This window comes from Natronobacterium haloterrestre, assembly GCF_900112205.1.
Lineage (GTDB): Archaea > Halobacteriota > Halobacteria > Halobacteriales > Natrialbaceae > Natronobacterium > Natronobacterium haloterrestre.
In genome coordinates, this window is the sequence record NZ_FOKW01000003.1 from 322,038 (window position 1) to 345,946 (window position 23,909).

Consider the following 23,909-nt stretch of genomic DNA (forward strand, 5'->3'; position numbering starts at 1 on the left):
CTAGCCGAGCAGGTAGCGCAGCCAGGGGTTTCGTCTCACGACTCCTGCCTTCTCGAGTCTCGCGTCCAGGCCCATGACGCGGCCCGCACCCCACGCCGCGAGGCCGAACAGCAACAGCAGGTAGACGAACGTACTGTCGACGAAGTAGCCGTGTTCGACGGGGAAGCCGGCCGCGAGCCCGCCCTGCCAGGCGGCGGTCCAGAAGAACAGCATCTGGATCGCACCCATCAGCGCGGCGAACCGGAAGAAGACGCCGAAAAGCAGCGCCAACCCGATGAGGACCTGCCCGAAGACGACCAGCGGATCGACGATCGCGGTGTAGTCGGCGAACCAGGTGAACACCCCGTATAGCGGGTTGGCCTCGGCGATGGCGTTGTTCAGGAAGCCCGCCGAGGACCACGCCAGCGGATCGCCCCAGCCGCCTTCGGCCCACTTCTCGAGGCCGGCCTGGAGGAACACCCAGGCCATCACGATCCGAAGGCCGAATATCGAGTACGCCAGCCAGGTGTCCGAGTACCGAAGCGAGATGTTTCGTCCCAGCAGGGACGTATCGAGCGTCTGTTCCGCGGGTCGCCGGTCGATTGCCATCGTTGGATCCCTCTGTATAACGGTTCTTCATTCGCGGAGTTAATAAATTTGTAACTAGGAAAACATGAATGTCGAGGGATCGGCTCGAGCACTCCGTTACTCGTCGACGACTTCGGACAGCACCTCGGCGACCGCGCGGTTGGTCGCCGGGCTGTAGTGACCGCCTTCGCCGCGGTCGACGTACAGCGATTCCACGTCCTCGTCGGCCGGCGAGAGCCGGCGTGCCATGTCGACGGTCTCGAGGGCGTCGTATCGATCGTCGAGGCGGTCGAGCAGGTCCCCGTAGATGGGCCCCCGTTCGGCCTCGTACTTCGCGTACCGGAGTTGCTGCACCATCACGAACACTGGGACGAACTCGTTCTCGGCGGCGTAGTCGACGAACCGCCCGATCAGCGCGTCGAACAGCGGTTCGTGGGTGTCGAACAGCCGTTCGTGGTACCGGACCCGTGGCCGTTCCATCCGCAGCGCCGACCGTGTCTGCGCCCGGTCGAAGTCGACGTCGATCCCCGGAATCGGTCGTCCGAGCCGCTTCTCGATCTCGATGCCGGCCTCGAGCAACGCGTATCGAACCTTCTCGGCGTCGTCGAGGAAGTCCGTCGCGTACGGGCGTGACGCGAGGTGAGGACGAAACCAGTGCTCGTAGTGGAAGTCCCGCTCCCGCAGGAAGTCGGCGTTCGACTCGAGATCGAGCAGGTCCGACTTCTCGTCGACCGGGCTCTCGATGCGCTCGAGGTCGCCGTCCTCGAGGGTGAACCGCGGTTTGACCGCGAGGACGTTACCGAACTCCTGGTAGTGTTTCCAGACGCTGAGGATACGGGCGATCGAGGAAGCGGTGACGACCACGAACACGTAGTCGGTGGGATCCTCGGGGTAGTTCCGCTCGAGGCGCAACAGCGCCTGGTCGAGCCCGTAGTTGCCCCCGCCGTAGTTGCCGACGTGGGTATCCAACCGCTCGGCCATGTAGTGCTGGAACGTCTCGTCGTCGTCGACCTCGCGGCAGAAACAGTACGAGTCGCCGTACGTCGAGACCGTGAGGTCCGCGTCGTCGTCCCGGTCCGCGGCGGGACAGACCCGGCTCCCGTGGTCGTCGGTCGAGTAGGTGACCGTGGTCCGGACCTCCTCGCCCGGCAGGTGGTCGCCGGTGTCTTTCTGTTTCTCGCGGTTCGGCTGGGGACACCACCCGAGTTCCGGGTCGAAGCTGCTGAACTTCTCGAGCAACTCCCGGTCGATTTCGGGAAACTCCTCCGTCGCGACCGAGGGGATCCGGTTCAGCGACACGGAGGAGACGGCCTCGAGAACGACGACGCCGACGAGCACTGCAATCGCGATCGCTACGAACGGGAACATCCGATACGATGTACGTTAGGGGCCGTACCAAAGGGGATTGGCCCGGCAACTGCGATGTCGCTTCTTACTGACCTCGCCGGTCGTAGACCGCCGTCGATCGAGCGTCCGCCTCGCGCCGACGCTTGTGCGCAATCGCCGCGCTGTAGGAGCCGACGCCGAACGCAAGGAGGCCGACGATCAGCAGGAAGCCAGCGCCGATCTCGGTTCCGGCGGCGGCCGGTCCCGCGGTTCCGGTTTCGGGGCCGAACAGGAACGGCGACGCCAGGAGCCACAGCCCTGCGATGGCGGCGAGCGTCTCGACGCCGACGCTCCCGAGTTCCTGGTTCGCCCGCCGGTAGTAATTGTACGCGCCGAAGACGCAAAGCGCTACGCCGATCAGGGCGGCGTTCCAGGCGTGACTCTCGGCGAAGTCGATCGCGAGCGCTCCAGCGATCGTCACGACGCCGAGGAGGACGACGGCTACGGAGAGCAACGTCCCTCGCTGTTCGCGGTTCGGTCGGTACTCGATGACGTCCCGGTCAGTCCGGCGGTCGTCGGTGTGACTTCGCTCGTCGTGTTTCGCGTCCGGGTCGTGCTCGCTCGCATCCCAGTCAGATCCGGTCATCGCTCTCGACCGAAGCTGTACGCCGAGCCGAGACAAGTCTGGTGCCCGCCGCTGCAGGTCGCCCCACCGTCGCTCAGCGAACGACCGTCACCGGTACCGACGAGTGCCTGACGACGACTTCCGCGACGCTCCCGAGCAGAATTCGCGTGACGCCCGACCGGCCGTGGCTCCCCATCACTACGTGGTCGAAGTCGCTTTCCTCGGCGTACTCGATGATCTCCTGGGCCGGCGATCCGATCGCCACGTCGGTCTCGAGCGGACGGTCCCGGTCGGTCGCGATCGCTTCCGCGGTCTCGAGTCGCTCGCTGGCCTCTCCGAGCAGTTCCTCGAGCCGGTCGTCCGTCTCGTCGTCGGTCGACGAGTTGGGAATGAACGGAACCGCCGACGTGTCGACGACAGTTAGCGCGACGAACTCGCCGCGGGGAAAGAGGTCGAAGGAGTACTCGAGGGCGTCGCGGGCGGGATCGGAGTCGTCGAAGGGGACGAGGACGCGTGCCATCGCCGGGCTTTCCACTCCGATCGCCTTGAGTCTGGTACCTGTATCAGTCTCCGTCGCGGGAACTCCCTCCGGGCGGGAACTGACCGGCCGATCACAGCGCCAGGTACGGACCGACTCCCAGCATCACGACCCCGAGTGTGACTTTCAGTCGGTTCGGATCGACGGCGTGAGCGACTTTCCAACCGACGACGACACCGAACAACAGCGGCACGCTGACGACGACCGCCAGGGGGAGCAACACCGTGCCCTGGAGGGCGTAGCCGGCCGTCGCGAACGCCGCGATGAAGATCGACTGGACCTGCGCGACGGCGACGGCGAGCAGCATGGGAACGCCGACCAGAACCAGCGTCGGGACGGCCAGAACCGGGCCGCCGATCCCCAGCAGGCCGCTGGCGACCCCGAGTCCGAACCCCAGGAGGGCGAGAGCCACCCGTCCGGTCGACGTCCCGATCTCGAGGTCGTAGACGGGGCTGAAGCCCCGACGAACCCGGTAGAGGATGACCCCGCCCACGAGCATCGCGACGCTGCCGAGCAGCGCCCCGAAGACCGCCCGATGGACGAAGGCGTTGACGTACGCGCCGACGAGCGCCCCCAGGACGCTCGAGAGGCTGAGAACGATCGCGAGCGCCCGCCCCTCGCCGGTTCGCATCTCGCCGGAGCGGAGGTACGCCGCACTGCCGACGAGGCCGGTGGCGACGAAGGTCGCGTGGGCGGTGCCGGCGACCTGTCCCGAGGAAAGCGGCGTCAGCGAGTAGAGCGCGATGGTCACGAAGATGCCCCCCGGACCGATCGTGGTGATGCCGATCCCCGAAAGGAAGGCGACGGAGACGAGCAGGAGCAACAGCGAAGCGTCGAAGGGGAATCCGAACATCGGCCGCTATCGTGTCGTTCGTACCCGCGTCCGTGACTCTTCTCGTTGCGTATTCAACCACCTGGAGGGTAGAACCCCGTCGAGAGTGGCCGGCGATAGCAGGGGGAATCGATTTACTCGCCCTCGGTGGGCACCGCGCTCGCGCTCGCGCGCGTACGTGAACCTTTATAGGCCGTCGTCCACTACCCGAAAGCAGGTTTCTCATGTCCCAGGAAAGCGAGTACGGCGCTGGACAGATCCAGGTCCTCGAAGGCCTGGAGGCCGTGCGAAAACGTCCGGCGATGTACATCGGCTCTACCGACTCTCGAGGGCTCCACCATCTGGTCTACGAAGTGGTGGACAACTCGATCGACGAGGCGTTGGCCGGCCACTGCGACGACATCACCGTCACCATCCACGAGGATCGGTCGGTGAGCGTCGCGGACGACGGCCGAGGCATTCCCGTCGACACGCACGAGGAGTACGATCGCCCCGCGCTCGAGGTCATCTTGACGGTTCTCCACGCCGGCGGCAAGTTCGACAACAAGTCCTACCAGGTCTCCGGCGGGCTCCACGGCGTCGGCGTCAGCGTCGTCAACGCCCTCTCGGAGCGACTCGAGGCCGAGGTCAAACGCGACGGCGGCGTCTACCGGCACGCGTTCGAGGCCGGCGAACCCGTCGGCGACATGGAGCGAGTACGCGACATGGAGAGCGACGAGGAGACCGGCACGGAGATCCGGTTCTGGCCCGACGAGAGCATCTTCGAGGCCGACGACTTCTCGTTCTCGACGCTGTCGAACCGGCTCCGTGAACTCGCCTTCTTGAACTCCGGCGTCCGCATCACGCTGCGCGACGAACGCGAGGAGGCCGCCGACGCGGAGGGCATCGTCGAGGAAACGTACGAGTACGAGGGTGGCATCCGGGAGTTCGTCGAGTACCTGAACGAGACGCGCTCGGCGATGCACGAGGAGGTCATCTACTTCGAGGACGAGGCCCAGAACATCCAGGTCGAGGTGGCGATGCAGGCCACCGAGGAGCTTCAGGGCTCGATCCACGCCTTCGCGAACAACATCAACACCCGCGAGGGCGGCACCCACCTCACCGGGTTCAAAACCGCCCTGACGCGGACCGTCAACGACTACGCCAACGAGAACGACCTGCTCGGCGACCTAGACGAGAACCTCAAGGGCGAGGACATCCGCGAAGGGTTGACCGCCGTCGTCTCGATCAAACACCCCGACCCGCAGTTCGAGGGCCAGACGAAGACGAAGCTCGGCAACTCGGAGGTCCGAGGGATCGTCGAGAGCGCCATGCACGAGGGCCTCGGCACCTACTTCGAGGAGAACCCCCACACCGCCGAGGCGATCATCAACAAGGCGGTCGAGGCCGCGAAGGCGCGCAAGGCCGCCCAGAAGGCCGAGGAACTGACTCGGCGGAAGTCGGCCCTCGAGTCGACATCGCTTCCCGGCAAGCTGGCCGACTGCCAGACGAAAGATCCCGGGGAGGCCGAACTGTTCATCGCGGAGGGTGACTCCGCCGGTGGGAGCGCAAAGCAGGCGCGAAACCCCGAGTTCCAGGCCGTCCTCCCCATCAAGGGGAAGATCCTGAACGTCGAGAAACACCGCCTCGACCGCATCCTCGAGAACGACGAGATTCGGAACATGATCACCGCGATCGGCGCGGGGATCGGCGACGAGTTCGACCTGGAAGACGTCCGCTACGAGAAGATCATCATGGCGACCGACGCCGACGTCGACGGCGCCCACATCCGCACGCTCCTGTTGACGTTCTTCTACCGGCACATGCGGCCGCTGCTCGAGAACGGCTACGTCTACGCGACCCAGCCGCCGCTGTACCGCATCCGGTATCGCGGCGACACCTACGACGCGATGACCGAACAGGAACGCGACGAGATCATCGAGGAGAAGTGCAACGGCAGTCCCTCGCAGGTCCAGCGGTTCAAAGGTCTCGGCGAGATGAACCCCCAGCAGCTCTGGGATACGACGATGGACCCGGAGAACCGCATCCTCAAACAGATCACGATCGAGGACGCGGCCGCCGCGGACAAGATGTTCTCCGTGCTGATGGGCGACGCCGTCGAGCCGCGCAAACAGTTCATCAAGGAGAACGCGCCGGAGGCCGAATGGATCGACATCTAACGAACTTTTACGCTGCGGGCGGTCGCTTCGCGACCGCACTCGGCAAAATCTCGAAAGAGCGCGAAGCGCTCTTTCGGACTGCGAGGGACCGGAGGTCCCTCGAGCAGTCGGCGCAAAGCGCCGACGACCTCGCGGGAGTGGTTCGAAAGGTGCCTCCGGCACCTTTCGTCATCACGAGACGCCTTCGGCGTCTCGAACGACTTCGCTCCCGCTTAGCGTCGATGAAAAGCACTCCTCCCTTCCCTCCGCGCAGCAAGCTGCGCTCGGCTCACGGCCTTCGACCGTTCGCCTTTCCGCGGTGCTTCGCACCGCGCTCTCCGGGTCGGTCGTCGGCCCGCTCGAGCGTCCGCAGAGCGGACGCTCTCGCGGATGCAATGCTCGCCAGCTAATTCGCACAAACTACGAAACCCAATGAAGATATGAGTTCAGACGTACCCGATCCCACAGACGTAGACGCTCGAGCGGTAGAGAACGTCCGCATCGAGGACGAAATGGAACAGAGCTACATCGACTACGCGATGTCCGTCATCGCGGGTCGTGCGCTCCCCCGCGTCGAGGACGGCTTAAAGCCCGTCCACCGCCGCATCCTGTACGCGATGCACGAGATGGGCGTCTCCTCGGGCAGCAGCCACCGCAAATCCTCCTCGATCGTCGGGGAGACGATGGGTGACTACCACCCCCACGGCGACAGCGCGATCTACGACACCCTGGTCCGGATGGCCCAGGACTTCTCGATGCGCTACCCGCTGGTCGACGGCCAGGGGAACTTCGGCTCGATGGACGGCGACCCGGCCGCTGCCCAGCGGTACACGGAGGCCCGGATGTCGCCCATCTCGGAGGAACTGCTCGCGGACATCGAGAAAGACACCGTCGACTTCTCCGCGAACTACGACGACCGCCTGCAGGAGCCCGACGTCCTCCCCGCGGCGTTCCCGAACCTGCTGGTGAACGGCTCCTCGGGGATCGCCGTCGGGATGTCGACCAACATCCCGCCGCACAACTTAGGCGAGGTGATCGACGCCACCATCGAACTCATCGACAACCCCGACGCGACGGTCGAGGACCTGATGGAACACGTCAAGGGACCGGACTTCCCGACGGGGGCGAACATCGTCGGTCGCGACGCCATCTACTCCGCGTACAAGACCGGCCGCGGCCGCATCCGCGTCCGCGCCGAGTTCGAGGTCGAGGAGTGGAAGAACGGGCGCGAGCGGATCGTCATCACCGAACTCCCCTTCCAGTCCAACAAGGCCCGACTGGTCGAGCGTATCGCCGAGGACGTCCACGAGGGCGAGATCGAAGGGATCTCCGACCTCCGCGACGAGTCCGACCGCGACGGCGTCCGCATCGTCGTCGAACTCAAACGCGGTGCGAACACCGAGGTCGTCAAGAACCGACTGCTCGAGAACCACCTCGAGCGTACCTTCGGCGTCATCAACCTCGCGCTGGTCGACGGCCAGCCTCAGGTACTCTCGCTGAAAGAAACGCTCGAGGAGTACGTCGCCCACCGCCGCGAGGTCGTCCGCCGGCGCAGCGAGTACGACCTCGCCGAGGCCGAGGATCGCGCCCACATCCTCGAGGGGCGGCTAAAGGCCGTCGAGAACGCCGAGGACGTGGTCGAACTGATTCGGGACAGCGAGACCCGGGACGACGCGAAGGAGGCCCTGCAGGACGCCTACGGCTTCTCGCAGGATCAGGCCGACCACATCGTCCGCATGCAACTCGGCAGCCTCACGTCGATGGAGGCCGCCGAGATCGAAGACGAGTACGAGGAGGTCCAGGCCGAGATCGAGCGCCTGACGGAGATCCTCGAGAGCGAGCAGGAACTGCTCGAGGTCATCAAGGACGAACTCCGGGAGGTCAAAGACGAGTACGACGACGAACGCCGCACCTCGATCGTCGAGGACGAGGGGACCGTCACTCACGAGGACCTCATTCCCGAGGAGGAAGTCGTCGTCGTCATGACCGAAGACGACTACGTCAAGCGGATGCCGATCGAGACGTTCGACCCCCAGGGTCGAGGCGGTAAAGGGATCATCGGTGCGGACGTCAAGGACGAGGACCGCGTCGCCACCGTCTTCCGGGCGAACACCCACGACTACCTCCTGTGCTTTACGAATCAGGGCCAGGTCTACCAGCTCAAGACCTACGAGATCCCCGAGATGGGTCGGACGGCACGCGGCAAGTCCGCGGTCAACATTCTCGATCTGGACGACGGCGAGGACATCACCGCCATCGTCGACACCGACGCCCTCGAGGGCGACGAGTTCGTGACGATGGCTACCCGGAACGGCTACGTCAAGCGGACCGCCGGCGAGGAGTTCGACAACATCCGCTCGACCGGGATCATCGCGGCCGACTTGGAGGAAGGCGACGAACTCGTCGACGTCGAGGTCACCGACGGCTCGCAGGACCTCGTGATTGCGACCGAGGGCGGTATGACGATCCGGTTCGACGAGGACGACGTCCGCGCGATGGGCCGGAACGCCCGCGGCGTCAACGGGATCAAACTCCAGGACGACGACGCAGTCGCCGGGCTGGTCGCGGCCAACGGCGAGGACGGCGACGACCAGGCGCTGCTTACCGTCACCCGGAACGGGTACGGCAAGCGGACCCCGCTCGAGGAGTACAGTACCCAGTCCCGCTACGGGAAGGGGCTGATCGACATCAAGACCGAGGGCCGGAACGGCCCCGTGACCGCGATCAAGGCTGTCTCTCCCGACGACCATCTCGTGTTGATGAGCGAACGCGGCCAGATCGTCCGCACCCGCGTCGACGAGGTGTCGACTGTCGGACGGAACACGATGGGCGTAATCGTGATGGAGGTCGAAGACGAGGACGCCGTCGCAAGCGTCGACGTAATTCCTGCGGACACCGTCGAGGACGAAAGCGGTTCCGAAGCGGCCGACGGCGACGACGAATAACCGCCGCGTTCGAGTTTTCTCCCGGTTTTCGCGCTCTGAGCGTCGTCGGTCGATCCCGGTTAGGCTCGTCTCTCTCAGCAGGAGGCACGCTGGAACCGACTCGAGTCCGTCTCGAGTCGACGGCGGTCGGACCGTCGGGGGCAGGGGTCGAGAGCGGGAGAGCGGGAAATCGGGAGACAGCGAGACGTGTGGAAACCGGAAGTCCGTAGAGACCGACGGAGCAGCGGCACCCCGCCCGGCGAAGGACGGAGAACGGCAGAAAGGTGGAGAGTGGAAACGCGAGTCCCGATCAGTGGTCGGGCTCTTCCGCGGGGGCGACCATATCCTCGATCCGGAGGATGAGGATGTTGTTCGTGTCGTCCTTGCCGTCGACGCGTCCGTCGATGACGAGCTTCGAGAGCGGCGTCGGGCCGACGGTGACGGCGTCGTCCTCGGAGATATCGCTCATCGATCCCTGCATGTGGACCTCGGCGCGACAGAGCTCGGGGTGGTGGACGCTCGAGAGATCGATTTCCTCGACGAGGACGTCCTCGACGGGCTCGCCCTCGTGTTCGATCGGGACGGAGGCGGGATCGTCCATCTGCTGGATCTCGAGGGCCTCGTAGGCCGCCGCCGTCGGTTTGTAGCCGCCTTTCGGTCCGGGTACGCCCTCGACGAGCTGGAGGGCCTTGAGACTCTGCATCTGGTTGCGGATCGTCCCCGGGTTCCGGTCGACCTGCTCGGCGATGTCCTCGCCCTTGATGGCGTCCTCCGACTCCTTGTGGAGGTTCGTCAACGCACGCAGGATCTTCTTCTGGCTCGGGGTCAGTTCGATTGATGACATAGCGAATTGTTCGTAATTGTATTCCTTAAACCCGGCGGGTGAGGCCGGTCGTTTTCTTCCGGATTTCGTCCTTCGCGCCGGGGAATCTAAGGCGTTTCCTTTGACGGTCGAACGGCCGCCCGCATTTCGGAAGTCGTCAGACGGAAGCCAGCCATCCCTCGAGTAAGACGGCGGTGAGGACGTCCTCGAGGAGGAACATCAGGGCAAAGCCCATCGAGAAGGTGGCGGCGTTGGTGCGGGTGATCACGGCCTCCGCGTCGAACCGGATGAGTTCGGCGACCTCGATGAGGACCTGCAGGACGGCACCGATCGCCATCCCGAAGAAGACGGCAGCGAGAGCGGCCGACTGGGCGATGCTGCCGATCCAGCCGCCGAGGATGACCGGTCCGCCGGCGAGCAGCCCCATCCCCGCGAAGTGCCACAGCGGAGGTGTCTCGTGGTCGCGTGCAACGGCGACGACGACCGTCGGTCCCTCCATCACGTTGTGCATGATGAAAGCCAGTACGAGGAGTGTGAGCAGGGACGCGTTCCCCTGGACGTAGGCGACGCCGATGCCCAGCCCCTCGCCGATGCTGTGGAGGCCGAGCGCGAACGCGACCAGGTAAGCGACCTCGAGACCGCTCTTTTCGCCCTCTGCGGCCGTGCGCTGTCGCCACCGGCTGACGAGGTACATGACGGCGAACGTGGTCCCGATGCCGGCGAGCGCGAGCGTGAACACGACCGGGGTGGTGTTCGCTTCGCCGGCGTAGTCGGCGACGTCACCGACCATCTCGACGGCGATGAACGCGAGGATTCCCGCTGCCAGCGTCATGAATCCGTGGACGTATCGAGTCCCGAGATTTCGGATGAACGGGAACCAGAGCATCCCGATCGCGACGGGCACGATCCCCGCGATGGTGCCGATCACCGTCAACACGCGAACGATCTCGAGCGTCGTCGCGCCTTCGCCGGCCGAGAGGTCCCCGAACGGGGAGGTCAGGGAGAGGAGCCCGAACACGACCGCGAGGACGACGAACGGACCGATGGCGAGCAGCCACCGCGGCGGATCTCGGAGCGACCGGTCACGCATCCGGCCCGATCACCACCGTCGAAGCACACAGCAATAGCACTCCCATCATCCATGGTTTAGACCATTCTAAACTTATGCCTTTTCACGCGACTCGCCGTTAGAGTCGATCTAAACCCGTATATTCGGCGACCGAGAAACAGCGAGAACGAGGGCCGAAGAGCGCTCTACTGCTCGAGTTCCGGCGGACGAGCGACTCGAACGTGATGGGCAACTCGGTCGGGCAGGGAGACGGGCTCGTCGGCGTCGCTCGAGCGGGCCGTCACCATTCCGAAAGGAGCGACCTCGAGAATTTCGAGTTCGACGCCGGGTTCGACGCCGTGGTCCGCCAGGTACGAGAGGATCTCCGGGTCACGGTCGGCGACCTCCTCGACGACGACCGTGTCGCCCTCCTCGAACTCCGCGATCGATTCGCCGTCGGGCCGTTCGGGAGGCTCGAGGTCGGCGCTCGGGATCGGCGAGCCGTGCGGATCGACGTCGGGTTCGCCGAGCGCGTCGGCGACGCGAGCCTCGAAGTCCTCGCTGATGTGGTGTTCGAGTCGGTCGGCCTCGGCGTGGACCTCGGACCAGTCGTAGTCGAGATGCTCGGTGAGATAGGCCTCGAGCAGCCGATGGTGGCGGACGACCTCGAGCGCGACGGTCTCTCCCTCGTCGGTGAGCGTGACCCCGCGGTATTTCTCGCGGTCGACGAGCCCGCGCTCCTCGAGTTTGTCGAGCATGCTGGTGACCGTCGGCGACGTGACGTCCAGCTCCTCGGCGATCTCGGACGTCTTGATCCGGTCGTCCGTCCCGCGCTGGAGCTGGTAGATCGCTTTGAGGTAGTCCTCCATCACGTCGCTCAGCATCATACACTCGGTTTAGGGCCGTCTAACCCTAAATCTATTGTCGTTCGAACTCGCTCGAACTCGCGCGGATTCGTCCCCACTCGACCACCCGGCATGCTGATCCGTTACCCGAGGCGGCCAGGTTCGCGACCGGTTCGAAGTATGATTGGTGACAACACCTAACACGCCGATAACGGTTCCAACACCTTTGTATCATAGGGTTTCAGAGTGTGGGGTATGACTGAGAACGTCGTCGTGCTCGGTGCCGGGTACGCCGGGGCCGGCGCGATCAAGAAACTCGAGTCGGAACTCGGTGATTCCGCTCGCCTGACGTGGATCGCCGACGTAGACTACCACCTCGTCCTCCATGAGTCCCATCGGGTCATTCGGGATCCGTCGGTCCGATCGGACGTCACCTTCCCCGTCGACGACATCGCCGCACCGTCGACCCGATTCATCCAGGCCGAAGTCACCGGACTCGACGTCGACGACCGAGTCGTCGAACTCGACGGTGCCGAAGACGTCGAGTACGACTACGTCCTCGTCGCGCTTGGCACCCAGACCGCGTTCTACGGCATCCCCGGCCTCGAAGAGCACTCCCTGACGCTCAAGAGCCTCGACGACGCCCTCGAGATTCACGAAGCCGTCAAGGAAGCCAGCCAGGAAGCGACCCGCGGCGACCCCGCACAGGTCGTCATCGGCGGCGCCGGCCTCTCGGGCATCCAGACCGCCGGCGAGATCGCCGAATTCCGCGACAACCACCGCGCCCCGATCGAGATCCACCTCGTCGAAGCCCTCGAGGAGATCTTCCCCGGGAACGATCCCGAGATCCAGCAGGCACTGCGTGACCTGCTCGAGGACGCGGGCGTCCAGATCCACACGGACGACCCGATCACGGAGGCTACCGAGGACCACATCGAGTTCGACGAGGGCGATCCCCTCGAACACGACGTGCTCGTCTGGACCGGCGGGATCACGGGCCGGGACGCCCTCGACGACACCGACCTCGAGAACGAGCACAACCGCGTTACCGTCGAAGCCAACTTCCAGACCTCCGACGAACGCGTCTTTGCCGTCGGCGACTCGGCGATCGTCGACCAGGGCGACCAGCCCGCACCGCCGACCGCCCAGGCAGCCTGGCAGGCCGCCGAAGTCGTCGGGGAGAACATCGCCCGCGCAATCGAGAACCGCCCGCTCAAGACCTGGGAACACGAGGACAAGGGGACGGTCGTCTCCGTTGGCGACAAGGCCGTCGCTCACGACGTCAAGCCCGCATTCGGTGTCTCGCTGCCCGTCGATACCTTCAGCGGCGTTCCCGCGGAAACCCTGAAGAAGCTGATCGCCGCCCGCTGGATCGCTGACGTCACCTCCTGGAACGAGGCCCGCAAGGCCTGGTCGTCGCTGTAGCGGTCCCGTAGACCGATACGAAAAACAGACCGAACCTGACCACACCGGACCCGACTGAGCCGGATCCGACCGCCCCGCCCCGACCGAAATCGTACTCGAGCCCCGGACCGACTCGAGTTTCGTTCGCCTCTTTGTCTTTTCCTTTCCCCTAAGCGTCGCTCTCGTCGCTCTCGTCGCTCTCGTCGCTCTCGTCGCTGTCGGTTTCCTCCGACGGCGCGTCGTCGTCGGCGGTCCCCATCGGTCGCGCGGGTACACCCGCGACGGTGGTCCCCGGTTCCACGTCTCGCGTCACGAGCGAGTTCGCCGCCACCCGCGCGTCGGCACCGATCTCGACCCCCGGGAGGACGATCGCCCCCGCGCCGATCATCGCCCGTTCGCCGACGACGACTTCGCCCGTCCGGTACTCCTCCTGGAGGAACTCGTGACACAGCAACGTTGCGTCGTAACCGACGATCACGTCGTCCTCGAGCGTGATCAACTCCGGCCAGAACACGTCCGGCGTGGCCTCGAGCCCCCAGGAGACGCCCTGCCCGACCGTGACGCCGATTCGGCGCAGACACCACCGTCGGAGCCGCAGGCTCGGCGCGATTCGGGCGAGCCAGACGAAGACGTAGTTGATCGCGACCCGTAGCGGGTGTTTCGCGTCCGTCCAGTACGCAAGCGAGTTGCGCCGCCCCGGCGTCGGGTGCCGATCCACGCGGTCGTGTCTGGACAGGTCTTGGGAGGAAGCGTCCTCTGCCGTCGAATCGGGGTCCTGGTCGTCGGTCACTGCCGGTGGTTCGACCTTTCACCACAAGAAACCGATCGATTGCGGTCGGATATGGGGGCGATTTACCGTGCCGTCTCCGTCCGTTCCGACGGCTCCACACCGCTCGCGTCGCCGGGCCGCTCTCCCGGCCTCCCGACCAGATCGACGAACTCCGCTCCCGTCAGGTCACAGCGGTACGCCGGTTTGTACATCATGTTGTCGCCACCCGCCGTGACCGCCCAGTCGTCTGCGATTCCCTCGCGGAGGTAGTACTGCGCCCGCTCGTTCCCCGGCTTGACGTAGTAGTCGCTGAGTCGAATCGGATCGCGCTCGAAGAGCCCACCCGGTTCGCGGCCGTCGACGAACACGACAGTCTTTTCCGTCAGGTAGAGTTCTCCCTCGCGGGCACGCTTCGTGTGGGCGTTGTCGGGATGGGACGCTAAGATCGCCTCCCGATCGGCGGGCGGCGTCTCCGGCATAACGACGTCGACCGAGTCGACGGTGAAGTATCCGATCAGGTACCGATGGGCCCGGTCGCCATCGGGTCGGCGAAGGCCAGCGTAGAACCCGACGACGTCGCCCGGCTCGAGTTCCCGGAGCCGCGAGACGTAGCCGCTCGTCCGGTGTTCGCCGTACGTAAGCGCCTCGAAGTTGGGGTCGCGGTGAAGCGGCCACGACTCGAGAGCCGCGCCGCTGACGCTCTCGGTACCGCCCCGGACCGGTTGCGGTTCGATCCGGGACGTCAGATCGGCCGCGGTTCGATCGTCGACCCGCAGGTCCCACGAGCCGAGCGTTTCCGTCTCGCTCGTTTCGCGGGTCTTCTCCGGGATCGGAACGTATTCGAAGCGTCCGTCGTCGTACAGCGGTCCCAGGGCCCCGAGGTTCGTGCTGTCCGCACCGACACCGGCGAGGACGACCGTCATTACTCCCTACTGTGGCGAGTGCGGCGATAAACCCGGCGATAGCTGGTCTCCGAGTCTCGAGTCGACGACGCGTACTTCGGGCCAGTTCGCTCGGCGCTCGCTCAGCGCTCGTTCGAGCGCGAGGTATACAACAGCGGAATCAACAGCACGAGCAACAGCATCCCCATAACGGCGATCGCGATCCAGATCGTCGAAAGGAGCGTCTCCGGAATGATCCCCGCGACTTCGGCGAGCCAGAAGAGACTGTAGGCACCGGCAACCAGCAAGGCCCCGATGTACAACTGGAGTCCCAGCCGAAACGCGTGATAGACCGTCGTCTTCGTCACCGGCGTCGGAAAATAGTCGTCGAGCGACTGGATCATCCCGACCGATCACCCGCGTTACGCGGTCGGTACCGGGCCTCCGTCGCGGCTGTAAATACGCGGCCTCGAGTCCGGTTCCCCGTCGAACTCGAGCGTTCCACGATTCGATCGCTGTGGCTCCGGTCGACGCCGACGGGCTCGAGTACCGTGGGGGGGAGACCGTGCCGGTCCCGTCCTCGAGCCGGCGAAGCGGAGCCGAACACAGCCATCGATCGTTGCAAACCTAGTATCGGCTTTCGTTCGCCGATTCTTGAATCTTACTGGTAGTTGAATTTCACCGGATCGGAAACGTCGCCGCGGGAAGGTAGCAACCGAGCGACAGCATCGGCGGATCGACTCCCGCTCTCGAGGGGGCGTCGGCGTCCTCGATCCGGGTGGGCTCGACTCGGTGACAGGCGGTTCGACGCCGGTCGAAGAGCGTTCTCGCAGCGCGAAGTTCGCCCGCGGTCTCGAGGGACTCGAGAAAGGGAAAACCACCGGACGGCGCGGCTTCAAGGCGGTGCTGTAGTGGTTCCACACACGGCTAATTCTCAGATCTGAAACCGTCGTGGACAGTCGTTTTCACCGACGAGATACACTATGAGGTAAATATATGTACTCGTAGTCAACTGGTTGTTACCAGCACCAAAATCGACGGGTGGCGGGAAGGTGTGGCGGGGTGGTCATGCCTGGACCCCCAATCCCCGCACAGGTTCGACGTCCACGTGTGGGGACATAGGCCTTCCGGCGACCCTGGCTGTGGTGCTGTGAAAACAATGTTCGACGGAAGCAAAATCCGCGATAAACTGGTTGGATCGGACGAAGAACGGGCCGTGAGCCCCGTAATCGGAGTTATCCTAATGGTGGCCATTACTGTAATTCTGGCTGCCGTGATCGCCGCGTTCGTACTCGACCTCGGCGATTTAAGTGAATCCGCCAATGCTGGGGTTGAATTCGATGAATCTGGATCTGAAGTGACCGTACGGATAATTGATGAAGGCAATACAGATTCGATCTACGTAGAAGCCCATGAGGGGTCTGATTCGGAATGGGTGGACACAAGTGGTAGTCAGTCTAATGACGAAACTGCCTGGACTGTGGGTGACTCAGCGACGTTGGACTCAGATAGTCCATCAATCGGCGGTGATATCAGCAGTAGTATCGATGAAATAATTATTTACGGTGAAGTTGATGGAGAGAAGCAAGTTATCCAAACTTGGGAACCCTAAAATATGATGGACGGAAAAATCATTCGCGACAAATTGGTCGGCAATGAGGAGGAGCGAGGAGTCTCGCCTGTTATAGGAGTTATCCTAATGGTTGCAATTACCGTAATCCTGGCTGCAGTTATTGCAGCGTTCGTGCTGGATCTTGGAGATATGAGCGAGTCCGCCAATGCGGGTATCGAATTTGACGAATCTGGTGAATATGTAACCCCTCAAGTGATTGATGAAGGGAACACTGATTCAATCTATGTTGAAGTCGTGAATGGAAGTGGCGGTGCAGATTATATCGCTGTTAACGGAGATACATCTGATACGACTGAAGATTGGGAAGTCGGTGATTCAGTCCAAATCAACAGCGATGGACTAGGGGAAGACGAAGGCGAAATCAGTAATCTCGGCAGTCACGAACTTCAGAGCAGTGACACAGTTGATGAAATCATAGTTTATGGAGAAGTTGAAGGTGAACAGCAAGTCATCACAACCTGGGATTAACTACTAGTACACTTCTACTTTTATTGGTACATCCTGCCCGCCTCGAGGAGCCGGTCGTGCGCTCGGCGTTTGACGTAGTAGCGGCCGTGTGTCGGATACTCGCCTTGCTCGTCTGGTACTGACAGCCCTTGATCTCGATCGGGATCTCTGGCTCCAGGAGGACGACGCCGTAGAACGGCAGCGACCGATCCGGCTCGAGGACGGCCGTTGTCTTCGCGTCGTGCCACTCGGCCGTCCGGTCGTCGACATACTCCAGGGCGTCGATCCGCTGGACGATCTCGCCCTCGAGGAAGTCACCACTGGCTTTCGCACTCTCGAGTTCCGACATCGGACTCACAGAGGACCACCTCGCGCACTGCGAACCTCTCGAGCACAGTCGGGACAGAGTCGACGGGTCGCGGGAATCGACTCTTCACACCGCTCGCACTCGTCGGAATCGACGACACGGCTCATCGACGACCACCGCCTTCATGGCCCGTTTTCTCAGTGATCCATCGCAGCCCTGTTAGATTCAAATAGCTGAACGTGGTCCCTGGACACAAGCAGATGGGGAACGAGACAGAGGAACACGATTTTCTCGCCACCTGCGACGAATGTGGAAGAGCATATGCTGCCACGCTCACCGAAGATGAGGAGATTCTCCCGCTCGGGGCCCGGCCAGGTTGCAGATGCGGTGGAAAATCGTTCTCACCGGTGAACGAAGCGGATTTCGACGAAGCTTTTGACGACTGATCGCTCGCCCTCGAGGACGGGCCACCGTCGGCCCGAATCTCGCGATCCTCGAGGGCTTCCTGTCCCTCTTCGTTGCTCGCTTGATGGCCGGATGGGCGATGGGCGTCCGGCTTTCGACGTGATAGAGCCGACTCGCGGGGACGAACTCTTCACACATCGGCCTCCTCCGTGACGGCCGGGCGACGTCTCGGGATCGGGAGCGTCGACGTCTTTTCCGGCTGCGGACCCGCGGCTCGATCGTCGGTAGCTATCGCACTCGGGACAGCGATGAGCGCGATCGCGATCGTCACCGAAGACCCGCGCGAATCGGTCGGTAACGTGACTTCCGCAGTGCTGGCACCTCGAGTCGGTGCCGGCCGACGGCCACTGAGTGACAGTCACGTCGACCACCCCACGACAGCCTGTCGACTAACCTTAATTATACCGAAACCGAGAATTGGATTTTCAGTACGCTCGAGGGTATGAACGGCTAAGAGTTGACGTTTCGGAGAATTTCGAGTGGGACCGCCGAGAATTGAACTCGGGTCCTACGGACCCCATCCGCAGAGGATACCACTACCCCACGGTCCCGCGTTTTGACCGAGGGCAGTCTGCCGTTTAAGCGTGTCGTTTCGATTCCGACTCGAGCCCGCCACCCATGACAGTTCGTGCCACTCCATTAGGACACCAGTGGTGCAGGGTTCCGCTATGGACTGTGCGTTCTGTACGACGCCGGTCGAATTCAGTCAGGCGAAAATGGCCTACCGGATCCTCGAACTCGAGGAGCCCGAGAACAAGTGGTGGCTCTGTCGGGACTGCGCCGGGATACGGTCCGAGGGAGCGAAGACGAAAGGGACCGTCGGCGGGCCGGGCGACTGCATCGACTGCGACGACCCCGCGGAGTACGGCATCGCGATCGTGAAGAAAACGCCTCGAGGGGACGTCGTAACGGACGGGACGGTTTTCCAGACCCTCTGCGAGGAACACTTCGAAGAACGCCGGGCCTGAGACTCCCGATCGGTGGCCCGTGGGGCGGAACGCGAGTCAGCCCTGCCAGGTCAACGCCGTCGCCGACCACGTGTAGCCGGTGCCGGCCGCCAGGAAACAGACCAGATCGCCGGGCTCGAGCAGCCCCTCGCGTCGGCCCTCCTCGAGCGCGATGATCTGATCGGCGCTCTGGACGTGACCGTACTCGTCCAGGTAGTGGCCGTCCGTCGCCGGATCGAGCCCCAGTTCATCGAATAGCCGCTCGTGGAACGACCGCTTCATGTGCGTGACCGCGACGAAGTCCAGGTCACCACGGGAAAAGCCCGACCGCTCGAGGGCCGTGTCGGCGACCTCGAGGTAGTTCGGCAGCGAGACGGGGGCGAGCCGCTCTTTCATCCCGTCGGGATCGGGCACGTCGAGCCGGTGCAGCCCCGTCGAGACCGTCTCCTCGCTGGGCGGTTCGATCGATCCACCGGCGGGCATGATCACGTCCTTCGAGAACGAACCGTCGGTGACGGCGGCGCTCTCGTGGACGACCGCCCGGCTTCGCTCGCCCGGATCGGACTCGAGCACCATCGCGCTGGCCCCCGAGCCGAAGTTGAACATGAACGACGACCGGTCGTTCTCGTAGTCGATCAGGTCCTCCTCGCGGCTCGCGGCGACGAGCAGGGCCGTGTCGACGTGGTCCGCGCGCAACTGCGCCCGGGTCTGGCGGACGGCGATCGGCGCGCCGGCACAGAGGGTGTAGCTCTCCGTGGCGTAGGCGTTCTCCGTCCCGAGCCGTTCGGCGACGTTCGCGGCGGCCGACCAGACGACGTGGTCCTTGTACTCGCTGCCGTGGTACAACACCAGATCGACGTCCGCGGGTTCGAGGTCGGCGTCGGAGAGCGCTTCCTCGGCGGCCGCGACGCACATGTCGGTGGCGTGGTCCCCGTCGGGGGGACAGACCCGCTTCTCGCGCAGGCCCATCTTCTCGCGGACGACGGATTCGGGGACGCCGCTCTCGGCGGCGATCTCCTCGGCGGTGACGGTCTCCTCGGGGAAGTACCGCCCGTAGCCGGTGAGCCCGACGGTCGTCATCGGGACCACCCCGGGATTCCAGCGAGGGCCGAGTGCGTCGTGACCGTCAGACCCTCGAGGCTCGAGCGGGTCGGTGACCGAGGCGTCACGTTCGATCACCCGCCCGCTCGCCGGATCCCGCCTCGAGCGTCGCTCGACCGATCTTCCCGGAGCCGACTCCGTGGTCGACGGGCCGCCGGGCGGGGTCGTCAGCGTCTGCGTGAATCGAGAGCGTCATCGTCGGTATCGATCGAGGTAGTCGGGCAGTCGTTTCGCAACGGGACCGCCGATCCGATCGCGGACCGAGCCGAGCAGTCCGTTGGGGACGAACAGCACGAACAGGACGAAGACGATACCCAGGTACAGCTGGCTCCGTCCGTCGACGGCCCCGTTGATCACCTCGAGGAAGGAGACGCCCCCGACGTCGGCCTCCAGCACGCTCTCGGGCAGCCCCTCGCGGAGGTAGGGGGCGAGTCCGCCCTGCTCCGAGGAGAGGACGTCCTCGAGCCACTCGAAGAACGCCGAGCCGAAGAACGGGCCGGCGAGCGTCCCCAGTCCCCCGATGATCGCGACGATCAGGGCGTCCGCGGTCACGAGGAAGTAGAACGTGGTGTCCGGCGACGCGGCCCCCGAGTAGGCGGCGAACAGCGCGCCGGCGATCGCGGCGAAGAAGCCGCTGAAGCCGAACGCGGCCATCTTGTACCAGAACACGTTGTAGCCCACCGCGCGGGCGCGCTCCTCGTTCTCGCGGATGGCGATCATCACGCGGCCGAACGGGGAGTGGATGATCCGCTGCATCGCGAAGTAACAGCAGACGACCACCAGCCCGATCGCGTAGTAGGAGGTCAGCGTCGCCGACACGTCGATCCCGAGCCCGAGGACGTTCTCGAAGCTGTCCCCGGCGAGGCGGCCGAGCGCGACCGACAGGGAGTCGACGTAGGGGACGCCGATTTCGGGCGTCGGGCCGCCCAGGTTCGGCCCCTCCTGGGGGTTCGCGGCGACGTAGCCCCAGTTGCGGATGAGTTCGTACAGCACCTGGGCGAACCCGAGTGTGATCATCGCGAAGTAGACGCCGGTGAGCCGGAAGGAAACGGCTCCGATCGCCAGCGCGGCGAGGAAGGCGAGGATGGCTCCGAGTAGCATCGTGATCACGAACGGCGTTCCCTCGGGCAGGAAGGGCACGTCCCCGTTGGCCACGAGGACGATGAAGTACGCCCCGATACCGTAGAACGCGGCGTGGCCGAACGAGAGGTAGCCGGTGTAGCCGCTGATGAAGTCGAAACTCATCGCGAACAGCCCCAGGAACAGCATCGAGATCACGAACGTCGTCCCGGGGAGGAACGCGTCGAAGAACGCCGCCGGGGCGAACGACGCGACCCCGAGGTCGATCCCGGGCAGTCGCAACAGGACGCCGTACAGCGGCGGGTAGATCGCGAAGAACGCGATCACGAGCGCGTGAGCGGTGTGCTCCCGCAGGTAGCGGCGAACCCACCCGTTCTCGGCGAGCGGGCTCTCGGCCGTCGCGGTCGCGCCGTCGCCGAGGTCCCCTTCGTCGGCGGTCGCGTCCGGACCGGCGCTCGAGGCGGATTCGGTGCCGCCGTCGGTGGCCGTCCCGCTCGATGTGGAGTCGGCAGCGTCCGGATCGTGGCTCCGGTCGCCGTCACGAGTCGGGCTAATGGCCACCCACCTCCTCGACGCCGTACAGCCCCTGTGGGCGGACGATCAATACGATCACCAGCAGGGCGAAAATCGTCACTTCGGGGAGGCCGGGGAACGCGACGATCCCCGTGTTGAACAGCCAGGTCGTAAAGGAGTCGGCGATCCCGACGATCACCGCCGCGGCCAGCGTCCCCTTGAACGAGCCGAGGCCGCCGATGACGACCACGACGAACGCGTAGAGCAACGCGTCGATGTTCAACAGGACGCTCGGCCCCCACGTGGGGTCCCACATGAGGAAGACGCCGCCGACGGCCGCGAGCCCGGTACCGAGCCCGAAGACGACGGTAAACGCCTTCCGGACGTCGATGCCGAGCGCCTCGACCATCTCCGGGTCCTCGCTGCCGGCCCGGATGTAGAGGCCGTACAGCGTCCGGTTCAGGAACGCCCAGACCGCCGCCGCGACGGCGACCCCGGCGACGATCGCGAACATGTAGAACCCGCGGATGCTCGCCCCGAGGATCGAGTAGAACGTCTCGAGGGCGTTCGGGATCGTCGCCGCCGCGCCGGTCCAGGTCGGCTCTGGCTGGATTCCCCGCGCGGAGGTGGCGATCCGGGCGCCCTCCTCGAGGATGAGGCCGACGCCGAACGTCAGTAGTATCTGGTACATCGGCGTCCGGTCGTAGATCGGCCGGACGAGCCCGATCTCGAGGACGCTCCCGACGGCCGTCATGAGCGCGAAGACGACCGCGGCGACGACGACGAAGAAGGCGACGCGGGCGTACGGGCCAGTGCCACTCGAGACGGCGAGCACCATCAGGACGCCGCCGGCGTACGCGCCGAGCATCGCGAACGCGCCGTGGGCGAAGTTGAGCACGCCCATCAGCCCGAACACCAGCGTCAGCCCGACGGCGATGATGAAGTAGATCGACGCCTTCCCGAGCCCCTCGATGAGGATGCGCGCGACGGTGTCGGGACGGAACAGTCGCGAGACGGCGTCGACGACGAGCGGGACGTCGGGGGCGACCCCGGACGCCGCGACCGCCAGTGCGGTTTCCGTTCCGGTCATGCCGACAGATACCTCCGGATGCGTTCGTCCTCGGCGGTGACGCCCTCGGTGTCGCCCGACTCGACGACGGTCCCGTGGTCGAGCAGGTAGAACCGATCCGCGAGGTCCATCGCCAGCGGGAAGTTCTGTTCGACGAGGATCATGGTCGTGTCCGCGGAGGCTTCACGAAGCGCCTCGACGACCTGGTCGACGATCATCGGCGCGAGTCCCTCGCTGGGTTCGTCGACCAGCAGCAGGTCGTTGTCGCCGACCAGCGCGCGAGCGATCGCGAGCATCTGCTGTTGGCCGCCGCTCAGGTTCCGGGCCTCCTTTTCGCGGAACCGCTCGAGGTCCGGGAACAGGTCGAAGACGTACTCGCGCAGGGCCTCGTAGTCGCGGTCGGGACCGACGGAGACGCGGACGTTCTCCTCGACCGTGAGGTAGCCGAACATCCGCCGTTCCTCGGGCACCCACCCGATGCCGCGCCCGGCGACGTCGTGGGTGCTCTCGCCGGTGACGTCCTCGCCGCGAAACCGAACCGTGCCCTCGCGTGGCGGGGTCAGTTGCAGGATCGAGCGCAGCGTCGTCGTCTTCCCGACGCCGTTGCGCCCGATCAGGGCGACGATCTCCCCCTCGTCGACGGAGAGGTCGACCCCCTGGAGGACGTGGCTCTCGCCGTAGTAGGTGTGGACGCCCTCGAGTTCGAGCAGCGGGTCGGGGCCGTCGGCGGAGTCGCCTGGATCGCTCATCCGGCCGACACCCCCGGATCGAACTCGCCGCCGTCGGTCGCGGCTTCGCTCGCGCTCGAGGTGCCGTCGCCGGTCCCGTTCCCCTCGTAACCGCCGAGGTACGCCCGCTGGACGGCCTCGCTCTCCCGGATCTCGTCGGGTTCGCCCTGGGCGATGAGGTCGCCCTGGTTGAGCACCGCCACGCGGTCGCTGATCTCCATCACGACGTCCATGTTGTGCTCGATCAGCATGACGGCGTGATCCTCGGCGACGTCCTCGATGATGTCCGTCACGCGGTCGACGTCCTCGCTCGAGACGCCCGCCGTGGGCTCGTCGAGCAACAGGACGTCGGGGTCGCCGGCCAGGGCGATCCCGATCTCCAAGTTGCGCTTCTCGCCGTGGCTGAGGTTCTCGGCCGGTTCGTCGGCGTACTCGAGCAGGCCGATCCGCTCGAGGATGGCGTCGGCTTCGGCGACGTGGTCCTCGAAGGCGTCGACGTTGCGCCAGAACCGCCAGGAGTCGCCGTCCCTGTGGGCCTGGACCGCCACGCGGACGTTCTCGCGGACCGAGACCGTCGGGAAGATGTTCGTGACCTGGTACGATCGGTGGAGGCCGAGCAGCGCGGTCTCGTGAGAAGGGGCGTCCGTGATGTCGATCATGCCGTCAGAACCGGCCGCGCCGCCGTCGAGCCCCCCTCCACCCGACGGGGAGAACTCGATCGTCCCCCGGGTGGGCTCGAGTACGCCAGTGAGGAGGTTGAAGAAGGTGGTCTTGCCCGCGCCGTTCGGGCCAATGACCGAACAGAGTTCGTCCTCCTCGAGCCGGAAGTCGACCCCGTCGACGGCAGTGATCCCGCCGAACTCCTTTGTGAGATTCTGGGTCGAGAGTAGCATTCGATC

24 protein-coding genes, 1 tRNA gene and 2 pseudogenes are annotated in these 23,909 nt (G+C 64.9%); 7 read left to right on the top strand and 20 right to left on the bottom strand.

The features are described from left to right. The 5 genes from BM113_RS08065 to BM113_RS08085 form a co-directional block, all read right to left on the bottom strand. Positions 1 to 588, bottom strand: a complete 588-nt coding sequence (locus BM113_RS08065) for a DoxX family protein (RefSeq protein ID WP_089786905.1) — start codon at positions 586 to 588, stop codon at positions 1 to 3. A gap of 96 nt (positions 589 to 684) precedes the next feature. Beyond that, positions 685 to 1,935 carry a hypothetical protein gene (locus tag BM113_RS08070; protein ID WP_089786907.1) on the bottom strand — a complete coding sequence of 417 codons (1,251 nt, stop codon included), beginning with the start codon at positions 1,933 to 1,935 and terminating at the stop codon, positions 685 to 687. 64 nt (positions 1,936 to 1,999) lie between these two features. Next, the gene (locus BM113_RS08075) at positions 2,000 to 2,539 is read right to left on the bottom strand and encodes an SPW repeat domain-containing protein (protein ID WP_089786909.1); all 540 of its coding nucleotides are present in this window, start codon (positions 2,537 to 2,539) and stop codon (positions 2,000 to 2,002) included. Positions 2,540 to 2,612: 73 nt separating this feature from the next. Next, positions 2,613 to 3,038, bottom strand: coding sequence for a universal stress protein (locus tag BM113_RS08080; RefSeq protein ID WP_089786910.1), 426 nt, complete (start codon positions 3,036 to 3,038; stop codon positions 2,613 to 2,615). A gap of 91 nt (positions 3,039 to 3,129) precedes the next feature. Beyond that, positions 3,130 to 3,909, bottom strand: a complete 780-nt coding sequence (locus BM113_RS08085; protein WP_089786912.1) for a sulfite exporter TauE/SafE family protein — start codon at positions 3,907 to 3,909, stop codon at positions 3,130 to 3,132. 203 nt (positions 3,910 to 4,112) lie between these two features. Here BM113_RS08085 and gyrB point away from each other — a divergent pair, with 203 nt between their 5' ends. Then, positions 4,113 to 6,047, top strand: a complete 1,935-nt coding sequence (gene gyrB, locus BM113_RS08090; RefSeq protein WP_089786914.1) for a DNA topoisomerase (ATP-hydrolyzing) subunit B — start codon at positions 4,113 to 4,115, stop codon at positions 6,045 to 6,047. 419 nt (positions 6,048 to 6,466) lie between these two features. Next, positions 6,467 to 8,971, top strand: coding sequence for a DNA gyrase subunit A (gene gyrA / locus BM113_RS08095; protein WP_089786915.1), 2,505 nt, complete (start codon positions 6,467 to 6,469; stop codon positions 8,969 to 8,971). 289 nt (positions 8,972 to 9,260) lie between these two features. On the opposite strand, the gene BM113_RS08100 is transcribed toward gyrA, so the two are convergent. The 3 genes from BM113_RS08100 to BM113_RS08110 form a co-directional block, all read right to left on the bottom strand. After that, entirely contained in the window at positions 9,261 to 9,794 is a 534-nt protein-coding gene (locus BM113_RS08100) for an Rrf2 family transcriptional regulator (protein ID WP_089786917.1), read from the bottom strand. 136 nt (positions 9,795 to 9,930) lie between these two features. Next, positions 9,931 to 10,863, bottom strand: a complete 933-nt coding sequence (locus BM113_RS08105; protein ID WP_089786918.1) for a ZIP family metal transporter — start codon at positions 10,861 to 10,863, stop codon at positions 9,931 to 9,933. 164 nt (positions 10,864 to 11,027) lie between these two features. Further along, positions 11,028 to 11,708, bottom strand: coding sequence for a metal-dependent transcriptional regulator (locus BM113_RS08110; RefSeq protein WP_089786920.1), 681 nt, complete (start codon positions 11,706 to 11,708; stop codon positions 11,028 to 11,030). Positions 11,709 to 11,921: 213 nt separating this feature from the next. Between BM113_RS08110 and BM113_RS08115 the strand changes: the two genes are divergently transcribed. Further along, complete coding sequence (locus BM113_RS08115; protein WP_089786922.1) at positions 11,922 to 13,091, top strand: NAD(P)/FAD-dependent oxidoreductase; 1,170 nt, start codon at positions 11,922 to 11,924, stop codon at positions 13,089 to 13,091. Positions 13,092 to 13,239: 148 nt separating this feature from the next. Here the strand turns inward: BM113_RS08115 and BM113_RS08120 are convergent, their stop codons facing one another. The 3 genes from BM113_RS08120 to BM113_RS08130 form a co-directional block, all read right to left on the bottom strand. Continuing rightward, the gene (locus tag BM113_RS08120; protein WP_089786924.1) at positions 13,240 to 13,860 is read right to left on the bottom strand and encodes an acyltransferase; all 621 of its coding nucleotides are present in this window, start codon (positions 13,858 to 13,860) and stop codon (positions 13,240 to 13,242) included. A gap of 62 nt (positions 13,861 to 13,922) precedes the next feature. Then, positions 13,923 to 14,762 carry an Nmad3 family putative nucleotide modification protein gene (locus BM113_RS08125; RefSeq protein ID WP_089786925.1) on the bottom strand — a complete coding sequence of 280 codons (840 nt, stop codon included), beginning with the start codon at positions 14,760 to 14,762 and terminating at the stop codon, positions 13,923 to 13,925. A gap of 101 nt (positions 14,763 to 14,863) precedes the next feature. Then, complete coding sequence (locus tag BM113_RS08130) at positions 14,864 to 15,124, bottom strand: hypothetical protein (RefSeq protein ID WP_007142762.1); 261 nt, start codon at positions 15,122 to 15,124, stop codon at positions 14,864 to 14,866. A 755-nt stretch (positions 15,125 to 15,879) separates the two neighbouring features. On the opposite strand from BM113_RS08130, the gene BM113_RS08140 reads away from it, so the two are divergent. Both BM113_RS08140 and BM113_RS08145 read left to right on the top strand, forming a co-directional pair. After that, positions 15,880 to 16,332 carry a type IV pilin domain-containing protein gene (locus BM113_RS08140; protein WP_089786929.1) on the top strand — a complete coding sequence of 151 codons (453 nt, stop codon included), beginning with the start codon at positions 15,880 to 15,882 and terminating at the stop codon, positions 16,330 to 16,332. Between the two features lie 6 nt (positions 16,333 to 16,338). Then, a complete protein-coding gene (locus tag BM113_RS08145) occupies positions 16,339 to 16,821 on the top strand; it encodes a type IV pilin domain-containing protein (protein WP_089787239.1) in 483 nt (160 codons plus the stop codon). A 26-nt stretch (positions 16,822 to 16,847) separates the two neighbouring features. On the opposite strand, the pseudogene BM113_RS08150 reads toward BM113_RS08145, so the two are convergent. After that, positions 16,848 to 17,149, bottom strand: a pseudogene (locus BM113_RS08150) (hypothetical protein); the annotation flags it as partial. 218 nt (positions 17,150 to 17,367) lie between these two features. Between BM113_RS08150 and BM113_RS08155 the strand changes: the two are divergent. Then, positions 17,368 to 17,553 carry a hypothetical protein gene (locus tag BM113_RS08155; protein WP_089786930.1) on the top strand — a complete coding sequence of 62 codons (186 nt, stop codon included), beginning with the start codon at positions 17,368 to 17,370 and terminating at the stop codon, positions 17,551 to 17,553. A gap of 162 nt (positions 17,554 to 17,715) precedes the next feature. On the opposite strand, the pseudogene BM113_RS22625 reads toward BM113_RS08155, so the two are convergent. Then, positions 17,716 to 17,943, bottom strand: a pseudogene (locus tag BM113_RS22625) (DUF7563 family protein); the annotation flags it as partial. Positions 17,944 to 18,052: 109 nt separating this feature from the next. Next, positions 18,053 to 18,123 (bottom strand) — tRNA-Pro (locus BM113_RS08165). Between the two features lie 117 nt (positions 18,124 to 18,240). Between BM113_RS08165 and BM113_RS08170 the strand changes: the two genes are divergently transcribed. After that, positions 18,241 to 18,540, top strand: a complete 300-nt coding sequence (locus BM113_RS08170) for a hypothetical protein (protein WP_089786932.1) — start codon at positions 18,241 to 18,243, stop codon at positions 18,538 to 18,540. 36 nt (positions 18,541 to 18,576) lie between these two features. Here the strand turns inward: BM113_RS08170 and BM113_RS08175 are convergent, their stop codons facing one another. From BM113_RS08175 to BM113_RS08195, 6 genes are all read right to left on the bottom strand, one after another. Then, positions 18,577 to 19,599, bottom strand: coding sequence for a 3-oxoacyl-ACP synthase (locus BM113_RS08175; RefSeq protein ID WP_089787241.1), 1,023 nt, complete (start codon positions 19,597 to 19,599; stop codon positions 18,577 to 18,579). Positions 19,600 to 19,684: 85 nt separating this feature from the next. Then, on the bottom strand, positions 19,685 to 19,816 hold the full coding sequence (locus tag BM113_RS22845) for a hypothetical protein (protein WP_281244006.1): 132 nt from the start codon (positions 19,814 to 19,816) through the stop codon (positions 19,685 to 19,687). Beyond that, positions 19,813 to 21,261, bottom strand: a complete 1,449-nt coding sequence (locus BM113_RS08180; RefSeq protein WP_089786934.1) for a branched-chain amino acid ABC transporter permease — start codon at positions 21,259 to 21,261, stop codon at positions 19,813 to 19,815. Before BM113_RS08180 ends, BM113_RS22845 begins: the two co-directional genes overlap by 4 nt. Next, complete coding sequence (locus tag BM113_RS08185; RefSeq protein ID WP_089786936.1) at positions 21,251 to 22,303, bottom strand: branched-chain amino acid ABC transporter permease; 1,053 nt, start codon at positions 22,301 to 22,303, stop codon at positions 21,251 to 21,253. Before BM113_RS08185 ends, BM113_RS08180 begins: the two co-directional genes overlap by 11 nt. Continuing rightward, positions 22,300 to 23,031 carry an ABC transporter ATP-binding protein gene (locus tag BM113_RS08190; protein ID WP_089786938.1) on the bottom strand — a complete coding sequence of 244 codons (732 nt, stop codon included), beginning with the start codon at positions 23,029 to 23,031 and terminating at the stop codon, positions 22,300 to 22,302. The genes BM113_RS08185 and BM113_RS08190 overlap by 4 nt, the downstream gene beginning before the upstream one ends. Further along, a complete protein-coding gene (locus BM113_RS08195; RefSeq protein ID WP_089786939.1) occupies positions 23,028 to 23,903 on the bottom strand; it encodes an ABC transporter ATP-binding protein in 876 nt (291 codons plus the stop codon). The genes BM113_RS08190 and BM113_RS08195 overlap by 4 nt, the downstream gene beginning before the upstream one ends. Between the last annotated feature and the right edge of the window lie 6 nt (positions 23,904 to 23,909).

Coding starts and splice junctions, on each gene's coding strand:
- BM113_RS08065 (WP_089786905.1), bottom strand. CDS start 588: ATGGCAATCGACCGGCGACCCGCGGAACAGACGCTCGATACGTCCCTG.
- BM113_RS08070 (WP_089786907.1), bottom strand. CDS start 1,935: ATGTTCCCGTTCGTAGCGATCGCGATTGCAGTGCTCGTCGGCGTCGTC.
- BM113_RS08075 (WP_089786909.1), bottom strand. CDS start 2,539: ATGACCGGATCTGACTGGGATGCGAGCGAGCACGACCCGGACGCGAAA.
- BM113_RS08080 (WP_089786910.1), bottom strand. CDS start 3,038: ATGGCACGCGTCCTCGTCCCCTTCGACGACTCCGATCCCGCCCGCGAC.
- BM113_RS08085 (WP_089786912.1), bottom strand. CDS start 3,909: ATGTTCGGATTCCCCTTCGACGCTTCGCTGTTGCTCCTGCTCGTCTCC.
- gyrB (WP_089786914.1), top strand. CDS start 4,113: ATGTCCCAGGAAAGCGAGTACGGCGCTGGACAGATCCAGGTCCTCGAA.
- gyrA (WP_089786915.1), top strand. CDS start 6,467: ATGAGTTCAGACGTACCCGATCCCACAGACGTAGACGCTCGAGCGGTA.
- BM113_RS08100 (WP_089786917.1), bottom strand. CDS start 9,794: ATGTCATCAATCGAACTGACCCCGAGCCAGAAGAAGATCCTGCGTGCG.
- BM113_RS08105 (WP_089786918.1), bottom strand. CDS start 10,863: ATGCGTGACCGGTCGCTCCGAGATCCGCCGCGGTGGCTGCTCGCCATC.
- BM113_RS08110 (WP_089786920.1), bottom strand. CDS start 11,708: ATGATGCTGAGCGACGTGATGGAGGACTACCTCAAAGCGATCTACCAG.
- BM113_RS08115 (WP_089786922.1), top strand. CDS start 11,922: ATGACTGAGAACGTCGTCGTGCTCGGTGCCGGGTACGCCGGGGCCGGC.
- BM113_RS08125 (WP_089786925.1), bottom strand. CDS start 14,762: ATGACGGTCGTCCTCGCCGGTGTCGGTGCGGACAGCACGAACCTCGGG.
- BM113_RS08130 (WP_007142762.1), bottom strand. CDS start 15,124: ATGATCCAGTCGCTCGACGACTATTTTCCGACGCCGGTGACGAAGACG.
- BM113_RS08140 (WP_089786929.1), top strand. CDS start 15,880: ATGTTCGACGGAAGCAAAATCCGCGATAAACTGGTTGGATCGGACGAA.
- BM113_RS08145 (WP_089787239.1), top strand. CDS start 16,339: ATGGACGGAAAAATCATTCGCGACAAATTGGTCGGCAATGAGGAGGAG.
- BM113_RS08155 (WP_089786930.1), top strand. CDS start 17,368: ATGGGGAACGAGACAGAGGAACACGATTTTCTCGCCACCTGCGACGAA.
- BM113_RS08170 (WP_089786932.1), top strand. CDS start 18,241: ATGGACTGTGCGTTCTGTACGACGCCGGTCGAATTCAGTCAGGCGAAA.
- BM113_RS08175 (WP_089787241.1), bottom strand. CDS start 19,599: ATGACGACCGTCGGGCTCACCGGCTACGGGCGGTACTTCCCCGAGGAG.
- BM113_RS22845 (WP_281244006.1), bottom strand. CDS start 19,816: ATGACGCTCTCGATTCACGCAGACGCTGACGACCCCGCCCGGCGGCCC.
- BM113_RS08185 (WP_089786936.1), bottom strand. CDS start 22,303: ATGACCGGAACGGAAACCGCACTGGCGGTCGCGGCGTCCGGGGTCGCC.
- BM113_RS08190 (WP_089786938.1), bottom strand. CDS start 23,031: ATGAGCGATCCAGGCGACTCCGCCGACGGCCCCGACCCGCTGCTCGAA.
- BM113_RS08195 (WP_089786939.1), bottom strand. CDS start 23,903: ATGCTACTCTCGACCCAGAATCTCACAAAGGAGTTCGGCGGGATCACT.